An 18077-nucleotide genomic window follows, 5' to 3' on the forward strand; every position below is an offset into this window, starting at 1 on the left:
CTTAAGCAAAGCCGGGAACCGGGCAGCGGCCGGTGGCTTCAAGTTCGCCCGACAGCCAGGCGTTGACGGCTTCCAGTGCGGGAGCGGCGAAGCCATAGGTCATCAGGGCCGGGGACTGGATGTCCAGCGCCTGGTACGGGTTCCACAACGCCAGGTGCAGGTCCGGCTTCCAGTTGTTGCGGGCGTTGTCGCCGTAGCGCAGGCGCGATGTGGAGGCCAGCACGGTGAAGCGGCCATCCTGCGGCAGCGCCGACCAGTCAAAGGTGTTGGCGTCGGCGAAGGTGACCAGGTCCACGTCGTACAGCTTGCCCAGCGAAGCGGCCACGGTGGCTGCCGGTACGCCGGCTTCGGAAACGCCATCGCTGACCACATCCTGCCGTACCACCAGGCGCAGTTTGCTGCCCGGCGCGGGACGTTGCGGATTGCCGCGTGCTGTCAATGCGCGACGCCAGCCTTCGGCCATGATCACGCGGTCCGCGGCATCTTCCTTATAGGAGCGCTGCTGGCAAGGATAGGCTTGCGCCAGCGCGTTAAGGCGCGCCAGGCGTTCGTCGACAGCAGACTGCGACAGCGAGCCATCGGCCAGCGCAGCCGCGATGGCGTCCAGGGTTTCGTTCTGGGTTTCGGTGGTGCCAAGCGCCATCACCATGTCGGCCCCGGCCAGCAAGGCGCGCACGGCGGCGTTGCCCACGCCGTAGCGGCCGGCGATGGCGTGCATGTCCATGCCGTCGGTGATGATAATGCCCTTGTAGTTCCATTGCTTGCGCAGGATGCCGTCCAGGATGGCCGGCGACATGGTGGCGGGATTATCCGGATCGATGGCAGGGTAGACGATGTGGGCGGTCATCATGGCCGGCGCCACCGGGGCGGCGGTGCGAAATGGCGCCAGCTCCAGCAGGTCCAGTTCCGGCAATGCCTTGTCGACGGTCGGCAGGTCGCGGTGCGAATCGACGTGGGTGTCGCCGTGGCCGGGGAAATGCTTGACGCAGCAGGCGACGCCTTCGGCATGGCTGCCGGCCATCCAGGCCATGGCCAGTTCCACCGCGCGTTTCGGCTCGGCGCCGAAGGAGCGCTCGGCGATCACAGGATTGTCCGGATTGTTGTTCAAGTCCAGCACGGGCGCGAAATTCCAGTTGAAGCCGAGCGACTTGGCGGCGCGCGCCACGGCAGCGCCGGTGCGGTAGGCCAGGTCGGCATCGTCGGCCGCGCCCAAGCCCATTGCCGCAGGCGGCGCCGGCACCCAGGTCGAACGCACCACAGCGCCGCCTTCCTGGTCGATGGCGATCAGCGCGTTCGGGCCCATGGCGTCGCGCAGGTCGGCGGTCAGCCTGGCCAGTTGCACGGAGTCGGTCATGTTCCCACGGAACAGGCACACGCCGCGGATGCCGTTCGCGCGGATGAAATCGGCAGTCGCCTGGTCCAGCACCGTGCCGGGAAAGCGGATCATGATCAGTTGTCCCGCGATTTTTCGTAGTTCTTGTGTGCTCATTTGACTGCTCCGTCCATGCCGCGCATGAAGTAACGTTGGGTGAAAAGGAATGCCGCCAGTGTCGGCACTATGGTGATGATGGTACCTGCCGCGATCACGCGCGTGCTGCTGCCGAAGGTGCCGCGCAAATACAGCACGCCCACCGACAGCGGGAATTCGTCCGGCTTGCTCATGACGATCGATGGCCAGATGTATTCGTTCCATGCTTCGACGGCGGTCAGGATGCCGACTGTCGCCAGCCACGGGGCGATCAGCGGCAGCATGATCTTGCTGAAGATGGTCCATTCCGAGGCGCCGTCGACGCGGGCAGCATCGACCAGGTCTTGCGGCACTTCCTCGAAAGCCTGTTTCAGCAGCAGGATCGCGACCGCATTCACCACGTTAGGCAGGATCACGCCCGAGTAGGTGTCGACCAGCCCCAGTTCCGTCACAGTGATGAAATTGACCAGGAAGTTGACTTCGGACGGCAGCACCATGGTCGCGACGATCAGGCCGAATACCAGCTTCTTGCCCCTGAAGTGCAGGCGCGCCAGCGGGTAGGCAGCCATGGAGCACAGCACGAGTTTCCACAGCACGGTGCAGGCCGTGATCAGGATCGAGTTTTTCAGGAAGGACCAGATCGGGATGACGCGGAATACCTCGGCGAAGTTCTCCAGCGACGGCTGCCTGGGCCAGAAAGTCGGCGGGTAGGAGAAGATATTGCCTTCTGTGGACAGCGCCGTGACCAGCGTCCACCAGAACGGAAAGATGCACAGCAGCGCGATGGCGGCCAGCAGCAGGTATTGTGCGGTCTTTTTCATCGGTGCTTTGGCTTCAGGTAGCGCAGGCAAAGCAAGGCGATGCCGATGCAGATCAGGGAAACGATGAAGCTTGCCGCCAGGGCGCGCGGCAGCTTCAGGTGCTTGAGTCCCTGGTCGTAGGCGTAGTACAGGGCGGTGAAGGTGGAATTCATCGGCCCGCCCTGGGTCAGGACGTCCACTTCCTGGTAGGCCTTCAGCGCGCCCAGCACGGAAAGGATGGTGCAGACCATGATGGTCGGGCGCAGCATCGGTACCGTGATATGCCAGAAGCGCTGCCAGCGCGAGGCGCCGTCGAGAATCGCCGCCTCCTGCATTTCCTGTGGCACCGATTGCAGCGCGGCCAGGTACATCACCATATACCAGCCAAGGCCGCGCCACAGCGTGACGAACATGATCGCGGCCAGCGCAAAAGTATCGTCCTGCAGCCAGCCGATGCGGGTGCCGAGGATGTAATTCAGCGCGCCCTGTTCGTGGAACATGAAACCCCACATGATGCCGACCACCGAGACAGTCGTCACCACAGGCACGTAATACGCGGCGCGGAACATCTTGACGCCCGGGAGCTGGTTGTTCACCAGCACAGCCAATGTAATGGCGCCGAGCTGCACGCAGGGCACGATCAGCAGGAAAACCAGCGAGTTTTTCAGGCCGGTGACGAACATCTCGTTATTGAAGATGTAGCGGAAGTTGTCCAAGCCGGCCCAATGCGTCGGCCGCACCAGCGAGAAGTCGGTGAACGCCAGCACGGAGCCGAAAAGCACCGGCCAGAACGCAAAGACGGCCAGCAGCACCAATGCCGGTGCGAGAAACAGCCAGGCAGCCAACCAGCGCTTCATTGTCCGTCCCTTACAGCTAACAAGTCGGGGTCAGGTCTGGCAATCGGACACGGGCTCAACCGTAGGCAGGGCCTACGGTTGAGCCCGTGTCCGATTGCCAGACCTGACCCCGACTTTATTAACGCAAGCTTGCGGTTCCAGATGGCGACTGCGGCGTTGAGCGCTTGTTGGATATCCTGGCGGCCGGTGACGCCGGCTTCGACTGCCTTCACCAGCGCGCGCCGCAGTTCGTCGTAGTCTTCGATGCCGGCCACGTACATCGTGCGGGAATAGGGCATCGATACGGCGCCGGCGGCAACGGCTTTTTCCGCTGCGCCAGCATTCGGCGGCACGGCGGTGAAGAAGGGATCATTGGCAGCCTGCGCCGAGGCTGGAAACACGCTGGCCTGGCGCGCGAATTCAAGCTGGTTCGCATCGCTGGTGAGGAAGCGGGCGAACTTGCCGATGCCGGGCAAGTCCGCCGCTGGCACACGGGCCGGCACGCCAAAGTGGATCAGCCAACCGCCGTCGGCGATCCCGGTCGGCCCCAGCGGCGCGGGCGCCACATCGGTGTGGGCGTAGACTTCGCGCGCATCGGCCTGGATGCGCTTCAACGCCGTCGGCGGCGCCAGCAGCATTCCCAGGCGTCCGCTCTTATAGGCCTCCACCGCAGGCGGGAAGTTATCCTCGGCAAACAAGCCATCCTTCAGCAGGCCTCCAGCGCGATAGGTCTCGGCCAGCTTGGCGACAAAGGCGACGTGCGCAGGCGTGTTGAATACCGCCCGTCCGCCAGCCAGTACCGGAAGGCCTTGCTGCAGCATCAGGCCATCAACCTTTGAAAGGGCGGGGCACAGGCCGGCCTTGCCGGTACGCTGGGCGATCTGGCGCGCGAACGCGAGCTGTTGATCGAGATTGCGCGGCGCGTGTGGAATGCCGGCGGCGCGGAAGATCTCGCGGTTATAGGCGATCACAGCGACATTGCTGTACATCGGGAAGCCGTAAGTCTTGCCCGAGAACGAAAGATCGCGCAAGGTGCTTTGCAGATAGCGTGCGCGATCGGCGCCCAGCAGCGGATCGACAGGCGTCAACAGCCCGGCGCGCGCGAACTCCTCGGCCCACGGCACGTTCAGGTTGACCAGCGCCGGCGGCTTACCCGCCACGATGCGCGTGACCAGCTTGGTCTGGATGATGTCCCAGGGGAAGTCGACCCATTCGAGCTTGACGCCGGGATTTGCGGCCTCATAGCGCTGTACCACGTCCTCGAAGTAGGGCGTGAAGCGCGGCTTCATGCTGAAGGTCCAGAACTCGATATGCTGCACCGGCGCGGCGAATGCGGCGCCGGCAACGGCCATCAATGCAGCAAGCAGGAGTCTGTTCTTCATTGATGGCCGCGCGCAAATCAGTGGGTCTTGGTGACTTTGTTCAGGTGGCGCGGACGATCCGGGTCCAGGCCGCGCGCTGCGGACAGCTTGGCCGCCATCACGTAGAAGGCCTGGATCGCAACAATCGGGTCGAGATCCGGCGTGGCCGCAACCGGCAAGGTCAGGTCGCGCGTTGCCACGTCCTCCGGCGCCGCCAGCAGCACGCGCGCGCCGCGGCCGCGCATTTCTTCCGCCAGTGCCAGCAAGCCAGCCTGGGTCGGGCCGCGCGTTGCGAAGATCAGCAGAGGATAGCCTTCCTCGATCAGCGCCATCGGGCCGTGCTTGATTTCCGCGCCGGAGAAGGCTTCCGCCTGCAGGGCCGAGGTCTCCTTGAATTTCAGCGAAGCCTCCAGGGCGACCGGGAAGCTGATGCCGCGCCCGACCACCATGATGTTGCGGGCCGGGGCCAGGACTTCAATGGCCGGCGACCAGTCCACATTGCAGGCTGCGCGCAGTGCATCCGGCAGGGCCGCCAGGCCTTCCAGCAGGTCCGGGTCGTTCTGCCAGTGCGCAACGAGGCGCGCGCCGGCGACGAGGGACGTGATGAAGCTCTTGGTGGCGGCCACGCTCTGCTCCTTGCCAGCGCGCAGCGGCATGGCCCATTCGGCGCTGTGCGCCAGCGGCGATTCAGCGTCGTTGACCAGTGCTACGGTGGTCGCGCCGCCGTCGCGGAAATAGCGGATTGGTTCTACCACGTCCGGGCTCTGGCCGGATTGCGAGACCGACACCACCAGCGTATCGCGCGTGATCAGCGGCGATTTGTGCAGCGTCACCAGGGACATTGGCAGCGAAGCGACCACCCGCCCCAGGCGCGACATGATCAGGTAGGCGATGTAGTTGCAGGCATGGTCCGAGCTGCCGCGCGCCACCGTTAGCGCGGAGTTGAACGGCGTGCTCCTCAGTTTGCGGCCCAGTTCCGCGTAGCGGTCGGTGTCGTTCGCCAGCTGCTGATCCACGCAGTCGGCGGCAGACAGGGCTTCTTTAAGCATCATTGAGGTCACAACGTTCTCCTTCGATATAAACGGCTTTCAGTTTCAAGTCCCGGTCCATCACGACCAGGTCGGCATACGCGCCGCGTGCCAGGCGGCCGCGGTCCTGCAGGCCGAGGTAGTCGGCTGCATGGGTGGAAACTCGTTTGGAGGCGTCGGCCAGGTCGAGGCCCAGCCCGACCAGGTTGCGCAGCGCCTGGTCCAGCGTCAGCGTGGAGCCGGCCAGGGTGCCGTCGGGCAGGCGCACGCCGCCCATGCATTTATGGACGATGTGGCGGCCCAGCATGTATTCGCCGTCCGGCATGCCGGTGGCAGCCGTCGAATCGGTCACGCAATACAGGCGCGGGATGGCGCGCAGCGCGCCCTTGATTGCGCCCGGATGCACGTGCAGGAGATCGGGAATCAGCTCGGCGAATTCGGCGTGCGCCAGCGCGGCGCCGACCATGCCGGGCTCGCGGTGGTGCAGGCCGCTCATCGCGTTGAACAAATGGGTGAAGCCGGTGGCGCCGTGGTCCAGCGCCGCCACGCCTTCCTCATAGGAGCCCAGCGTATGGCCGATCTGGACGCGCACGCCGTGGTTGGCCAGGTCGCGCACCAGTTCCAGGTGGCCCGAGATTTCAGGCGCCACGGTGATCACGCGCATCGGCGCCAGCGTTTCCAGTCGATGGACTTCTTCAATGGTGGCGGCGCGCGCAAAATTTGGCTGCGCCCCGAGCTTGCCGCTATTGATATAAGGGCCTTCCAGGTGAGCCCCCAGCACGCGCGCTTCGCCCTTGCCGCGCTGGCGCACGGCCTTGCCGATGGCGGCCAGCGCCACGTCGATGTCTTCCGGCGGGGCCGTCATGGTGGTGGCCAGCATGGAGGTGGTGCCGTGGCGCGCGTGGATTGCCGCAATGGCGTGCACCGCATCGCCGCCCTCCATCACGTCCTTGCCGGCGCCGCCGTGCACGTGCAGGTCGATAAAGCCGGGCAGGATATAGTCGTCGCCGTTCGCTGCCGGGTCGGTGCTGCTGCCCGCGACGTCCTCGATCCGCTCGCCGAAGGAAATCGTTCCGTTCAGCCAGCCGGACGGTGTCAGGATATTGCCTTTGATTGCCTGGTTCATCGACGCGACTCCGCTACAAATTCATAATAGTCACTCCGGCAGTAGGAGTGGGTAAGTTCTACCGCTGCGCCGCTTTCCAGGTAGCTCACGCGCGTAATGTGCAGCATGGCGGTGCCGGGCGCGATATTGGCCAGGCGCGCCTGCTCGGCATTGGCATTGATGGCGCGGATGTGCTGCAGCGCGCGCATCGGTACATTGCCGCTGGCTTCCAGGTAGCCATACAGCGAGCCGTGCACCGTGCCGGGATCGGGCATGTACATGGCCGGAATGGTCGAGGTCTCGATCGCCATCACCACGTCGTCGGCCGTGCGCAGGCGCTTCAGGCGCGCCACCGGCATGTTGGGCGACAGGCCGAGCGACAGCAGTTCCAGCGGCGCCGCCACGCCGATCTCGCGCTGCAGCCAGCGCGAGCCGGCGGTAAAGCCGCGCTGGCGCAGCTCTTCCGAAAAGCTGGTCAGGCGCGACAGCGGCTGTTCCAGCTTGGGCGTGATGTAGGTCCCGGAACCGCGGCGGCGCGTCAGCATGCCGCGCGCGCACAGCATGTCGATCGCCTTGCGCGCGGTCACCCGCGAGATATTGAGTATTTCCGACAGCACGCGTTCGGAAGGCAGCGCCTCGTTGGCGCGCCAGTCGCCGCTTGCTATGCCATCGGACAGCTTGTTTGCCAACTGCATGTACAGAGGGGTGTCGCTGTCGGCGTCAGGCCGGAAATCGCTCAACTGGGATAGCACGGGCTACTCCTTCAAATGTTGTTGGATCAGGCGCAGGCCACCCGCGGCCGAATCGCCCCTGGGGGGAACAATCCGCTGCAGCAGGGCAGGCGGCAGGAAAGCGCGCAGCGGCTCACCGAGGCCGCCGCACAGGGCGATAGGCAAGGTGCCGCTCGGGTCCAGGCCATGGGCGATCAGCGCCACCTGCTGGCCAGCTTCGGACAGGATGCCGCGCGCGGTCGCATCGCTTTCCCCAAATTGCAGCACGATGCGAGCCAGTTGCGCAAAGGCGGTCTGGTTGGCATTTGCCAGCCAGACCTGGATGCGGTCACGGCTGCCTCCGCACGCCTCGGCCACCGCCTGCGAGAAGGCGCTGCCCCGGACCCGGCCGTCGACCACTTGCTGCACATGGTTGATCGCCTTCATGCCGATCCATGCGCCGCCGGCTTCGTCGCCGGAAGGGAAGCCCCAGCCGCCCACTTCATGGCGCGCGCCATCGGCATGCAGGATTTCGCCCACGCTGCCGGTGCCCAGGGCGATGATGGCGCCCGGCTGGCCTTCGTGAGCACCGAGCACCGTGGTAAACGCATCGGTTTCCAGCGCCACCGCGGCAAAACCGGGATTGGCGGCCACGAAATTGGCGGCCCACTGCTTGTTGTGCACGCCGGCCAGCCCCAGCCCGATCGCAATGTGTTCGCGCGCCGGTTGCGTCACGCCGGCCGCTTCGAAGGCGCGCCCCACGGCTTCTTCAACGGCAGCCCATGCATTCTTAATGCCGTGCAGCAGGGCAGATGGACCGGCTTGGCCTTCGCCCAGCAACTGTCCGTCGGCCCGCGCCAGGCGCACCCGTGTGCCGCTGCCGCCGCCATCGACGCCTATCAGGAATTCGATCATTTTTTCAAGGGATGAAAAGAACTGTGGCGACTATATGAGGAGCACACCAGCTTGTCAACAGGTATTTAACTGGTATTGTTTAGGTCTGCGGCTAAACTCGGATTTGCAATCACAAGTCTTTGATTTGTAATTGAAATTGTGCTGTCGCTAATGGTATGCACTTTGGTATGGACTGTGGTGCCAAAGTTGCAATATGGACGAAAAAAAGCCCGGCACGCTGGCCGGGCTCGGGAGAAAAGCTAATCGCTGCCGGCGCCTCAGGCGTCAGCAGCGATTTCGTCAATCATTCGGCGTGGGCGCCACGACGGTCGACCGTCAGCACACGCTGTTTGTCGGAAATCAATTGCTGGCCCTGGGCTGCGACCTTGCCTTCCACATTAACCGTGGCGTTGCCTGGACCGCGTACATTGACTTCTGCCTGCTTGGCCAGCATGTCGCGTGCATCAAGGCTGCCCGAGCCGGTGAGCTGCGCGTTAAGCGTGCCAGTCCAGCCGCGCAGCTGCACGCCGCCAGGGCCGCTCATCGTGACCTTGACGTCCTTGCACTCCGGTTCGGCCTTCAGGTCGCCCGAGCCGCGCACGTCGGCATCCAGCGAATCGCTTACCTTGCTCAGGTAGATATTGCCGGGGCCCTTGCTGCGCGCAATTGCCTTGGCTACCCGGAGCTGCTTGGCATCGAGGTCGCCGGAACCGCTGACGTCCGCGCTCAGGGTCTCGCTGCTGCCGGACAGGTTCATGCCGCCGGGGCCGCTCAGGCTGACGCGCGTATTCTGGGTTTGCAGGCCGCGCGCTTCCAGGTCGCCGGAACCGTGCACCTCGGCGTCGAACTTCCTGATCTGGCCGCTCAGGCAAGCGCTGCCCGGCCCATTCAGCATGGCGCTGACGTTTTCGACCTGCATGCCGCACGCTTCCAGGTCGCCCGAGCCGGAAATCTCGACGCGCAGGTCGCGGCTGCTGCCGCGCAGTTCGACCGAGCCGGGGCCGCTCATCGCTGCGTTCACTTTATTGGCGCGCACGTCGCCCGCTTCCAGGTCGCCGGAGCCGGACAGCACGGCATTCAGGTCGCCGGTAATCGCCGGCGCACTGACGTCGCCAGGGCCGCTCATGACCAGGTTGACGTTGGTGGCCCGCATACGGTGCAGGTGCATGTCGCCGCTGCCGCTGGCCTTGACGGTCAATTCGGTGGCGGTGCCGGAAGCGCTGACGTCGCCCGGGCCGGTGGAGATCAGCTTCAGTTCAGTGCTGTCCACGCGTTCCAGTTCCACGTCGCCGCTGCCGCTGTTGCTCAGGGCTTTCAGGCCCTTGGCGCTGATTTTAACGATCACCGGTTCGCGCTGTTTGCCGAAGCTGAACACCCAGTGGTGGCGGCGCAAAGGCCGGACGTGCAGGGTATCGCCCTGGACCACGGTTTCCAGCTGTTCGACCTGGCGTTTCGGCCCGCTGACTTCCACCGCAGGCTCGCCTTGGGCATTGATCAGCACCTTGTAGGGGCCGTCCACCTCGATGCGCGAAAAAGCCGTCACCGGGCGGTTTTCCCGGGTCGGCGTGGCATCGGCCTTCTTTTCGCTTTCCGGAGGGCTCGCGTGCAAGGCCGTAACGCCCAGCGCGATCAGGGAAGCAGCGGCGCCGTAGGTGATCAGCTTATTCATTTTGATTGTCACTGTTCAGGATTGGTGATGCTGCAACGATAGGCGAATCGGCGTCGCCGCCGGGCCGGAAAAAGACAGACGCGCAAAAACGAGGAGCCAACTGCATTTTTCCGATACTGAAATGCACACGGTACCGGGCAAAAAGTTGTGATTTCGCCTTGAAATGTCATAATGCTCGTCAGGAGAGACACTTATGATCAAGTACTTGGGAACCAAAAAGACCGACCAGGGTGGAACGGTATACGTGTTCCTGATCAATGGTTTGCAAAAGGAAGTCCGCGAGGGTTCCCTGAAGCAATACCCTGGCTGCTATGAAGCGTTGCCTCCCTCGGCCAAGGCCAAGATCAGTGCCAACCGCGCCTGGTTCCAGAAGTTGTAACTGATGCGTCGATTGCGCTTCCTCACGGCGGCAGGCGTGCTCGCCGCCAGCCAGGCGACGCAGGCAGCGCCGCCTTCCCACTTCGGCGACGTGCTTGGCAATGGCCTGCTGTGCCGCGACCAGACCTCCAACCGTTATTATTTCGACTACCTCAGCCAGTATTTCGGGCGGCCTTACAAGCGCGAGGGCGGAGCCTACTGGTTCCGTACCAATGACGCGATCCTGTGGGGCTTTCCCGTGCTGGAAGTGATGATCAGCGACGAGAGCTTCCCCTACAGCTTTGTCGGCGCCGTGACCGACACCACGCCGGAGGAGCTCGAAAAGGCCATCCTTCGCCAGGACGGCCAGGCCTATGCGAAAATCGACACTTCGCGCTACCCGGTGCGGGAGTCCAAGCCGGGCAGCCGCATCGTCTATTTCAATACGCGCTCCAAGATATACTGCGCCAAATTCAAGCAACTGCCGCCCGCGCTGCGCTAAGCGCCCACCATGTACACGCAATACTTCAACCTCAGACAGCAGCCGTTTTCGATTGCCCCCGACCCGCGATACCTGTTCATGAGCGAACGGCACCGCGAGGCGCTGGCGCACCTCCTGTATGGCGTGGGCAGCGGCGGCGGCTTCGTGCTGCTGACCGGCGAGATCGGCGCCGGCAAGACCACGGTGTGCCGCTGCTTCATCGAACAGATTCCGGCCGACTGCCGCCTGGCCTATATCTTCAATCCCAAGCTGACGGTGGAAGAACTGCTGCAGTCGGTGTGCGATGAATTCGGCGTGGCGCCGGAAGGGGCGAGCGTCAAGTCCTATGTGGATGCGGTCAACAGCTACCTGCTGGAGTCGCATGCGGCGGGCCTGAATAATGTGCTGGTGATCGACGAGGCGCAAAACCTGTCGGCCGACGTGCTGGAGCAGTTGCGCCTCCTGACCAACCTGGAAACGAGCGAGCGCAAGCTGCTGCAGATTATCCTGATCGGCCAGCCGGAACTGCGCCAGATGCTGGCGCGCCCCGAGCTCGAGCAACTGGCGCAGCGCGTGATCGCGCGCTATCACCTGGGGCCATTGTCCGAGGCGGAAGTAGGCAGCTATATCCAGCACCGGCTGGCGGTGGCTGGCGCCGGGGCGGTGGAGCTGTTCCCGCGTGGCCTGCTGCGGCGCATCCACCAATTGAGCAAAGGCGTGCCGCGCCGGATCAACCTCTTGTGCGACCGGGCTTTGCTTGGCGCCTACGTTGAAAATCGTGCGCAGGTCAATGCCGTCATCCTGCGCCGCGCGGCGCAGGAAGTGTTTGCAGGCGAGAGCGCTCCAGTCGGGGCGCGGGCGTGGCGCGTGGCTGCAGCCGGAGTCTTGGCGGGGGCTGCGCTGACAGCCGCCGCGGCCTGGCAGCTGATGCCGTCGGTGCGCTCGCCGTCCGCTACGGGGGCCGCCGCCGCGCCGCGTGCACCCGCTGCCGCGCAGGCTGCTGCCCGTGCCTCTCAGGCGGCTGGCCGCGTGACGCAGGCCGCCGCCGCAAGTTCCGCTTCGGCCGCTGCCACGGCGCCGCAAGGGGCTGCATCGCCAGCGACCCTCGTCGCGCCAAGCTGGCTGACGATGGATGCCGCCCTGGGACAACTGGCGGCGAAGTGGGAAGTGGCATTGTCGGAAGGCGAAGGCTGCGCCGAAGCTTCCCGGCACAACCTGCGCTGCATGCAAGGCAAGGGCGGCCTCGAAGAAATCCGCAATCTCGACCGCCCCGCCATCATCAAACTGCGCGACGGCGATTCGCTGCCGCGCAATGTCCTGCTGACGGCCATCGACGGCAAGAGCGCCACGCTGGTTGGAGCGCGCGGCAGCGAAACGGTCTCGCTCGACGCCCTGGACGCCCGCTTCGACGGCACCTTCACCACCTTCTGGCGCGCGCCGCGCTCCTGGCGCGAGGAAGTCAGCGAAGGCGATAAGGGCCCGGACGTCGACTGGCTGGCCCGCCGCCTGGCACAAATAAACGGGGTCAAGAAACCGCGCGAGAACCTGCCACTAGCCGGCGAAACTTTGCGATACTTGCGCGAGTTCCAGCTTGCCCAGGGTTTGAAGGCCGACGGCGTGGCGGGACCGCGAACTTTCATCCGCCTGTCGCAGCCGGGCCGGGAGACCGAGCCGCACCTGTTGGCCAAGGCGGGTAATTAACATGTCCTATATTCTCGAAGCACTCAAAAAGGCGCAGGCCGAACGCCAGATCGGCAGCACCCCGACCATCCACGCACCCACGCTGGCCAGCGTGCCGGCCGGGCAGGGGGCGCGCAGCAGGCGTACGCCGGTGATCGTGGCCATGGCCCTGATGGCAGCCGCCATCGCCGGCCTCGCGACGATGCTGGTGCGCCAGCAGCCGGCCGCGAGCCAGCAGCCCGCCGCAAGCGCGCCGGCTCCCGCCGCTCCGGCCGCGGGTCCAGCGGCCGCCAACGGCAGCGCCACGCCTGCGGCCACGGCTTCCGGCCTGGGCGGCAACGCCCACAGCGCACCGGCAGCTCCTGCAGTCACCGTTGCCGGCGCCGCCCCGGCAGCGCCGGCCGCAGCGGTCACCGCAAGCCAGGCGCCAGCACGCCCAGGAGAAGCGCCTCCTGCACAGCAAGCTCCCGGCCAGCCAGCGGCCAACCAGCGTGCTGCCGACGCCCACGTCGCCGCTGCGCCACCCCCCGCCCACGCCGCGGAGGCGCCCCGGTTGCCCGCCCAGAAGCAAGCCGGAAACGCGGCCCGCGGTGCAGACGTGACGCAGGCGGTCCCGGTCGCAGCGCAACCGCAGGCTGCAGTCCCGGCGCCAGCGCCGGCAGAAGAACAGGTGCAATCCCTGCGCGAGCTCCCTGAACCAATCCAGCGCGCCATCCCCCAGATCACCCTTGGTGGCTACATGTATTCGAAAAATCCCGCCGATCGCCTGCTCCTGATCGACAAAGTGCTGCGCAGGGAGGGCGAGGAAGTCGCCCCCGGCCTGATCCTGGACAAGCTCCAGCCCAAGCAAGCCATCTTCAGCTTCCGCGGCTACCGCTATCGGGTACCGCTATGAGCAGCAAGCAGAACGTCGTCGGCGTCACCGGCCCCTCGGGCAGCGGCAAGACCACCCTGATCGAGTACCTGGTCACCGAGCTGGCCGCGCGCGGCTGGAAAGTCAACGTCATCAAGCATAGCCACCATGACTTTGAGCTCGAGCCGCCAAGGAAAGACAGCGCCCGTTTCCGCCATGCCGGCGCCGCCGAGGTGATGATCGCCTCGCCTTATCGTTTCGCCATCATCCATGAACTGCGTGGAGCCGAAGAACCCGGCGCCGACGAGCAACTGGCCCGCCTGCAGCCCGCCGACCTGACCCTGGTGGAAGGCTTCCATGCATGGCAAATCGACAAGCTGGAAGTTTACCGCGCCGTCGCTGGCCAGCCGCCGCGTTACCTCGACGACCATACGATTGTCGCCGTCGCCTCCGACCAGCCCGCCCCGGAAGGCCTGCCGCCCCGCCTGCAATGGCTCGACCTGAACCGTCCCGACACCGTTCTGGCCTGGTTAATCAAAAAAATCCCGCGCCAGACCTAAAGTTCGCCAAATCCCATCCGTAAATCTGGATAGATATCAGTGGGAGGTTTAAATGGATGCGATGAGCATTGCAAAGCTGGCAACAACAATGGCCGATACGAGCAATCGTACCGAGGTTGGTTACGCCGTGTTAAAAAGAGCAATGGACGTGCAAGCCTCCAGCGCCCAGGCCCTGATCGAAGCGATTCCGCCAGCGACGCCTGCCGCCAACCTGCCATCCCACCTCGGCCAGAACATCAACACGACCGCCTGAACGCCGGTCGCCAGACCTCGCGCAGGCCGCAACGAACCCGCCGCACCGGCACCGGTGTCAGCGGGTTTTTTTTATGGTCTAATCGCAGACCTGCAAACCTACAGAGGAGACTCCGCATGAAAAACCGCCAAGCCCTGATCGCCGCCGCCCTGGCCACCGTCTGTGCCGCTACCAGCAGCGTTGCTTCCGCAGCCCAGGACAAGCCAGCAGCGGAAAAAGAAAAGTGCTACGGCATCGCCAAGGCTGGCCAGAACGACTGCGCCACCGGCACCCATGGCTGCTCCAACCAGGCCAAGACCGACAATATGGCAGGCGAATGGAAATTCGTCGCCAAAGGCACCTGCGAAAAAACCGGCGGCAAGACCGCTGCGCCAACCAAATAATCAATGACGCAGCAGGCCGTGGCGCGAGGAGCAGGCATTGGATTGCGGGCGCCGCACTACCGCCAGTTCCTCGAGCAGCGGCCACGCGCCGCCTGGCTTGAAGTTCACACTGAAAACTACCTCGACCAGGCCGGCGGCGACTTCCACGTATTGCAGGAACTGAGGCGCGACTACGCGATCAGCCTGCACGGCGTAGGCCTGGGCCTCGGTTCGGCACGCGGATTCAGTGCCGGTCACCTGGAGCGTGTCGTGAGCCTCGCCCAGCGCATTGAACCGGCGCTGGTCTCCGAACACCTGTGCTGGGGCGCCATTGTCGACCGCCACCTCAACGACCTGCTGCCGCTGGCGCTGAACCACGCCGCGCTCGACCTGATGGCGGAGCGGGTAGGACGCATGCAGGACGCCCTTGGGCGCGCCATCCTGCTCGAAAACGTTTCCAGCTTCGTGCGCTTCGCCGACGACGCAATGAGCGAAGCAGAATTCCTCGCTGCGCTCGCGCGCCGCAGCGGTTGCGGCCTGCTGCTGGACGTGAACAACCTCTACGTCAACCAGCTGAACCACGGCGAAGACGCCATGGCGGCGCTGCAAGCGATCGCCCCCGGCACAGTCGGGGAAATCCACCTCGCCGGACACCTCGTCACACCCGATGCCGTGGTCGACCATCACGGCGCAGTCGTCGCCGATCCGGTCTGGCGGCTGTACGAAGCAGCGTTAAGCCGCTTCGGCGCCGTCCCCACGCTGATCGAATGGGACACCGATATCCCGCCCCTGGAAGTCCTGCTTGGCGAGGCCGGCAAGGCAGCTGCGATTGCCGAACACTTCCCGCCTCCTGAGAAAGTCGACTGGGGCTCCGGGAGCCGGAGCGGGCAATGCCTGCCGGTCGGCTGCGACGCCTTGGCCGCGCAGCAGCAAGCATTTTCCGACGCCTTGTTCTCGCCTGCTGCCGAGGCCACGCTACAGCTCAGGCACGGCGAACGCTTCGGCCTGTACCGAGGCAACCTGGCTTCGACCTGGACCAGGGCCCTGGCCGCCGCTTATCCTGTGATTGCGCAACTGGTGGGCGCAGAATTCTTCGCCGCCCTGGCGCGCGAATACGGCCGCGCCCACCCTTCCGACAGTGGAGACCTGAACCGCTTCGGCGCACACTTCGAGCCCTTCCTGCGCAGCTTCGAGCACGTCAAGGACTTGCCCTACCTTCCAGACATGGCGTGCCTGGAATGGCAGCTGCACCGCATCCATTACGCGCGGCACGAGCCCGCGCTGCAGGCGAAGGACATCAACCCGCAAACGGTGGAGGGCCAAAGCTTCCCCTGGCAGCCTACCGCCAAGCTATTTGAATCGGAATGGGCAGTCGTGCCCCTCTGGCTGGCCCATCAGGGCATGCCATTCCCACGGAAGATGGACGAGCCAAGCCGCGCGCTGCTCAGCCGCCCCGAATGGACAGCCCAGGTCACGCTGCTGCAAGTGCCGCAATACGCAGCGCTGCAGGCATTAAAAGAAGGGAAGGCATTCGGCGACGCGCTCGACGCCGCCTTTGCGCTGGATGAGAACTTCGACGTTGCCGCCAGCCTCCAGCAATGGCTGCAGCAGCAAATCCTAGTTAAACGCCCGCATTAACTTGTCTTCGCCGGACAAGTCCCGGTGCAGCAGGTTGGCGCGGTGGGTCGCCTCGATCATGCGCAGGAGCTGCGCGTCTTCACACCGTTCCAGTTCCTCGTTGGCGGCCAGCAAAGCCTGGGCGAGCTTGGCGCGCGCCGACTGGTACAGCACGCTGGTGTAATGATCGGTATTCTTGAGCAGCTCCTCGGCATTCTCGATGACCTGCCGCAGGTCGCCGATCAGTTGTTCCTGGGACTGCACTTGCTTCTCGTCGGGACCATCCATGGAGCTAACCCTCCGCGCGGATCAATCAGGCCGCACTGCCCTCGGCATGAACGTCGATCTGCACGTCGCCCAGGCGCACCTTCTGGCCCGCCCGGATCTTCGCCGTCTTGCGCAACTCCTGTTTGCCGTCGACCTTGACGTCGCCGCTAGCCACGATCTGCTTGCCGGCGCCGCCGCTGTCGCACAGGCCGACCACTTTCAGGAGCTGGTTCAGCTCGATGTACTCGCCTGTCAATTCGAAATCTACTTTCTGCATTTTAATCCTCTTTCTGTTGGGTTGGCGCGGAGGTGTTGTATTCCCACCTGGCATTAACCCTTGCCGCCTGGCTTGGTCATCTCCAGTGGAACAATCCACTCGTTGAACTGGCTTTCGTTCACAAAACCAAGGGCCAGTGCGGCTTCTTTCAAGGTCGTGCCCTCGTGCTGCGCCTTCTTCGCGATTTGCGCGGCGCGATCATAACCGATATGCGGGGCCAGGGCGGTGACCAGCATCAGCGACCGTTCCATCAGTTCTTCGATGCGGCCCAGGTTCGGCTCGATACCGTGTGCGCAATGCTCGTCGAAGCTGCGCATGCCATCGGCCAGCAGGCGGGCGCTTTGCAGGAAGTTGTGGGCGATCAGCGGCTTGAAGACGTTCAGCTCGAAATTGCCGGACGAGCCGCCAACGGTAATGGCCACGTCGTTGCCGAACACCTGGCAGCACAGCATGGTCAGTGCTTCGCTTTGGGTGGGGTTGACCTTGCCCGGCATGATCGAGCTGCCCGGCTCATTCTCGGGGATGCTGATTTCACCGAGGCCGGAGCGCGGGCCGGAAGCCATCCAGCGCACGTCATTGGCCAGCTTCATGAGTGCCGTGGCCAGGGTTTTCAGCGCGCCGTGAGCCGATACCAGGGCGTCATGCCCGGCCAGTGCGGCGAACTTGTTGTCGGCGGTGCGGAAGGGGAGTTTCAGGCGGCTCGCCAGTTCGGCTGCGATACGGCTGGCGTACTCGGGGTGCGAATTCAGTCCCGTGCCCACCGCGGTGCCGCCGGCTGCCAGTTCCAGCACGGCGGGCAGGGTGGCTTCGATGGCTTTCTCCGCATAGTCCAGTTGGGCGACGTAGCCGGAAAACTCTTGGCCAAGGGTGAGCGGCGTCGCATCCTGCAGGTGCGTGCGGCCGATCTTGACGATGCCGTCGAACGCCTGCGCCTTCGCCTGCAACGTGGCGCGCAGCTGGCGCAGGGCTGGCAGCACATTGTTCGCGACTGCCTGTGCCGCCGCCACATGCATCGCGGTGGGGAAAATGTCGTTCGACGACTGGCCTTTGTTGACGTCATCGTTCGGGTGCAGCTTGCGCCCTTCGCCGCGCTCGCCTCCCATCAGCTCGGAGCCGCGGTTGGCCAGCACCTCGTTCATATTCATATTGGACTGGGTGCCCGAGCCGGTTTGCCACACGGCCAGCGGGAACTCGCCCGGGTGCTTCCCATCCAGGACTTCATCGGCGGCCTCCATGATGGCCTTGGCTTTGACGCTATCGAGCACCCCGAGGTCGACGTTCACCTTGGCCGCCGCGCGCTTCACGCTGGCGAGGGCGGCGATCAGTTCGGCCGGCATGCGTTCGCTGGAAATGCGGAAGTGCTCGAGCGAGCGCTGGGTCTGCGCACCCCACAACTGGCTGGCTGGAACTTCAATCGGGCCAAAGCTGTCGCGCTCGGTTCTGCTGTTCATGTACGGCTCCCTCGTTGGAAAGTGATGACTGGATTCTAACGCCAATGC

20 protein-coding genes are annotated in these 18077 nt (G+C 64.6%); 8 read left to right on the forward strand and 12 right to left on the reverse strand.

The annotated features are described in order from the left end of the window. Window position 1 precedes the first annotated feature (1 nt). The 9 genes from ACN9M3_RS09725 to ACN9M3_RS09765 all read right to left on the reverse strand — a co-directional run bounded on the left by ACN9M3_RS09725 (window position 2) and on the right by ACN9M3_RS09765 (window position 9871). Complete coding sequence (locus ACN9M3_RS09725) at window positions 2-1489, reverse strand: glycoside hydrolase family 3 N-terminal domain-containing protein (protein WP_426170310.1); 1488 nt, start codon at window positions 1487-1489, stop codon at window positions 2-4. Next, on the reverse strand, window positions 1486-2289 hold the full coding sequence (locus ACN9M3_RS09730) for a carbohydrate ABC transporter permease (protein ID WP_426322110.1): 804 nt from the start codon (window positions 2287-2289) through the stop codon (window positions 1486-1488). Before ACN9M3_RS09730 ends, ACN9M3_RS09725 begins: the two co-directional genes overlap by 4 nt. Continuing rightward, a complete protein-coding gene (locus ACN9M3_RS09735) occupies window positions 2286-3125 on the reverse strand; it encodes a carbohydrate ABC transporter permease (RefSeq protein WP_426322112.1) in 840 nt (279 codons plus the stop codon). Before ACN9M3_RS09735 ends, ACN9M3_RS09730 begins: the two co-directional genes overlap by 4 nt. Next, window positions 3122-4486: an ABC transporter substrate-binding protein gene (locus tag ACN9M3_RS09740; RefSeq protein ID WP_426322114.1), complete on the reverse strand. Its 1365-nt coding sequence runs from the start codon at window positions 4484-4486 to the stop codon at window positions 3122-3124. Before ACN9M3_RS09740 ends, ACN9M3_RS09735 begins: the two co-directional genes overlap by 4 nt. 17 nt (window positions 4487-4503) lie before the next feature. Further along, window positions 4504-5517 (reverse strand): SIS domain-containing protein, encoded by a 1014-nt coding sequence (locus ACN9M3_RS09745; RefSeq protein WP_426322116.1) that lies wholly within the window; start codon window positions 5515-5517, stop codon window positions 4504-4506. Beyond that, window positions 5507-6619 carry an N-acetylglucosamine-6-phosphate deacetylase gene (gene nagA / locus ACN9M3_RS09750; protein ID WP_426322118.1) on the reverse strand — a complete coding sequence of 371 codons (1113 nt, stop codon included), beginning with the start codon at window positions 6617-6619 and terminating at the stop codon, window positions 5507-5509. Before nagA ends, ACN9M3_RS09745 begins: the two co-directional genes overlap by 11 nt. After that, window positions 6616-7293, reverse strand: coding sequence for a GntR family transcriptional regulator (locus tag ACN9M3_RS09755; RefSeq protein WP_426172167.1), 678 nt, complete (start codon window positions 7291-7293; stop codon window positions 6616-6618). Before ACN9M3_RS09755 ends, nagA begins: the two co-directional genes overlap by 4 nt. Window positions 7294-7353: 60 nt before the next feature. Next, window positions 7354-8223 (reverse strand): BadF/BadG/BcrA/BcrD ATPase family protein, encoded by an 870-nt coding sequence (locus ACN9M3_RS09760; protein ID WP_426170319.1) that lies wholly within the window; start codon window positions 8221-8223, stop codon window positions 7354-7356. A gap of 283 nt (window positions 8224-8506) precedes the next feature. Further along, window positions 8507-9871 carry a GIN domain-containing protein gene (locus tag ACN9M3_RS09765; protein ID WP_426322120.1) on the reverse strand — a complete coding sequence of 455 codons (1365 nt, stop codon included), beginning with the start codon at window positions 9869-9871 and terminating at the stop codon, window positions 8507-8509. Window positions 9872-10064: 193 nt separating this feature from the next. On the opposite strand from ACN9M3_RS09765, the gene ACN9M3_RS09770 reads away from it, so the two are divergent. The 8 genes from ACN9M3_RS09770 (at window position 10065) to ACN9M3_RS09805 (ending at window position 16055) form a co-directional block, all read left to right on the forward strand. After that, on the forward strand, window positions 10065-10250 hold the full coding sequence (locus ACN9M3_RS09770) for a hypothetical protein (protein ID WP_057261510.1): 186 nt from the start codon (window positions 10065-10067) through the stop codon (window positions 10248-10250). A gap of 3 nt (window positions 10251-10253) precedes the next feature. Beyond that, window positions 10254-10730, forward strand: a complete 477-nt coding sequence (locus ACN9M3_RS09775; protein ID WP_426170322.1) for a hypothetical protein — start codon at window positions 10254-10256, stop codon at window positions 10728-10730. Window positions 10731-10739: 9 nt separating this feature from the next. Then, window positions 10740-12410 carry an AAA family ATPase gene (locus tag ACN9M3_RS09780; protein ID WP_426322123.1) on the forward strand — a complete coding sequence of 557 codons (1671 nt, stop codon included), beginning with the start codon at window positions 10740-10742 and terminating at the stop codon, window positions 12408-12410. Between the two features lies 1 nt (window position 12411). Further along, the gene (locus ACN9M3_RS09785; RefSeq protein ID WP_426322125.1) at window positions 12412-13284 is read left to right on the forward strand and encodes a general secretion pathway protein GspB; all 873 of its coding nucleotides are present in this window, start codon (window positions 12412-12414) and stop codon (window positions 13282-13284) included. Then, window positions 13281-13802: a molybdopterin-guanine dinucleotide biosynthesis protein B gene (gene mobB / locus ACN9M3_RS09790; protein WP_426170326.1), complete on the forward strand. Its 522-nt coding sequence runs from the start codon at window positions 13281-13283 to the stop codon at window positions 13800-13802. The genes ACN9M3_RS09785 and mobB overlap by 4 nt, the downstream gene beginning before the upstream one ends. Window positions 13803-13854: 52 nt before the next feature. Further along, window positions 13855-14055, forward strand: a complete 201-nt coding sequence (locus ACN9M3_RS09795) for a YjfB family protein (RefSeq protein WP_426170328.1) — start codon at window positions 13855-13857, stop codon at window positions 14053-14055. A 116-nt stretch (window positions 14056-14171) separates the two neighbouring features. Beyond that, complete coding sequence (locus ACN9M3_RS09800; protein WP_426322127.1) at window positions 14172-14438, forward strand: DUF2282 domain-containing protein; 267 nt, start codon at window positions 14172-14174, stop codon at window positions 14436-14438. A 3-nt stretch (window positions 14439-14441) separates the two neighbouring features. Next, on the forward strand, window positions 14442-16055 hold the full coding sequence (locus tag ACN9M3_RS09805) for a DUF692 family multinuclear iron-containing protein (RefSeq protein ID WP_426322129.1): 1614 nt from the start codon (window positions 14442-14444) through the stop codon (window positions 16053-16055). Here the strand turns inward: ACN9M3_RS09805 and ACN9M3_RS09810 are convergent. Genes ACN9M3_RS09810 through fumC form a run of 3 tightly spaced genes read right to left on the reverse strand, consistent with a single transcriptional unit; the run spans window position 16035 to window position 18029 of the window. Beyond that, entirely contained in the window at window positions 16035-16322 is a 288-nt protein-coding gene (locus ACN9M3_RS09810; RefSeq protein WP_426322131.1) for a DUF883 family protein, read from the reverse strand. The genes ACN9M3_RS09805 and ACN9M3_RS09810 overlap by 21 nt on opposite strands. 25 nt (window positions 16323-16347) lie before the next feature. Next, window positions 16348-16578 carry an RNA-binding S4 domain-containing protein gene (locus ACN9M3_RS09815; protein WP_028100522.1) on the reverse strand — a complete coding sequence of 77 codons (231 nt, stop codon included), beginning with the start codon at window positions 16576-16578 and terminating at the stop codon, window positions 16348-16350. Between the two features lie 53 nt (window positions 16579-16631). Further along, the gene (gene fumC / locus ACN9M3_RS09820; protein ID WP_426322133.1) at window positions 16632-18029 is read right to left on the reverse strand and encodes a class II fumarate hydratase; all 1398 of its coding nucleotides are present in this window, start codon (window positions 18027-18029) and stop codon (window positions 16632-16634) included. Window positions 18030-18077 lie beyond the last annotated feature (48 nt).

This window comes from Pseudoduganella sp. R-43 (assembly GCF_049913255.1).
GTDB lineage: Bacteria > Pseudomonadota > Gammaproteobacteria > Burkholderiales > Burkholderiaceae_D > Rugamonas.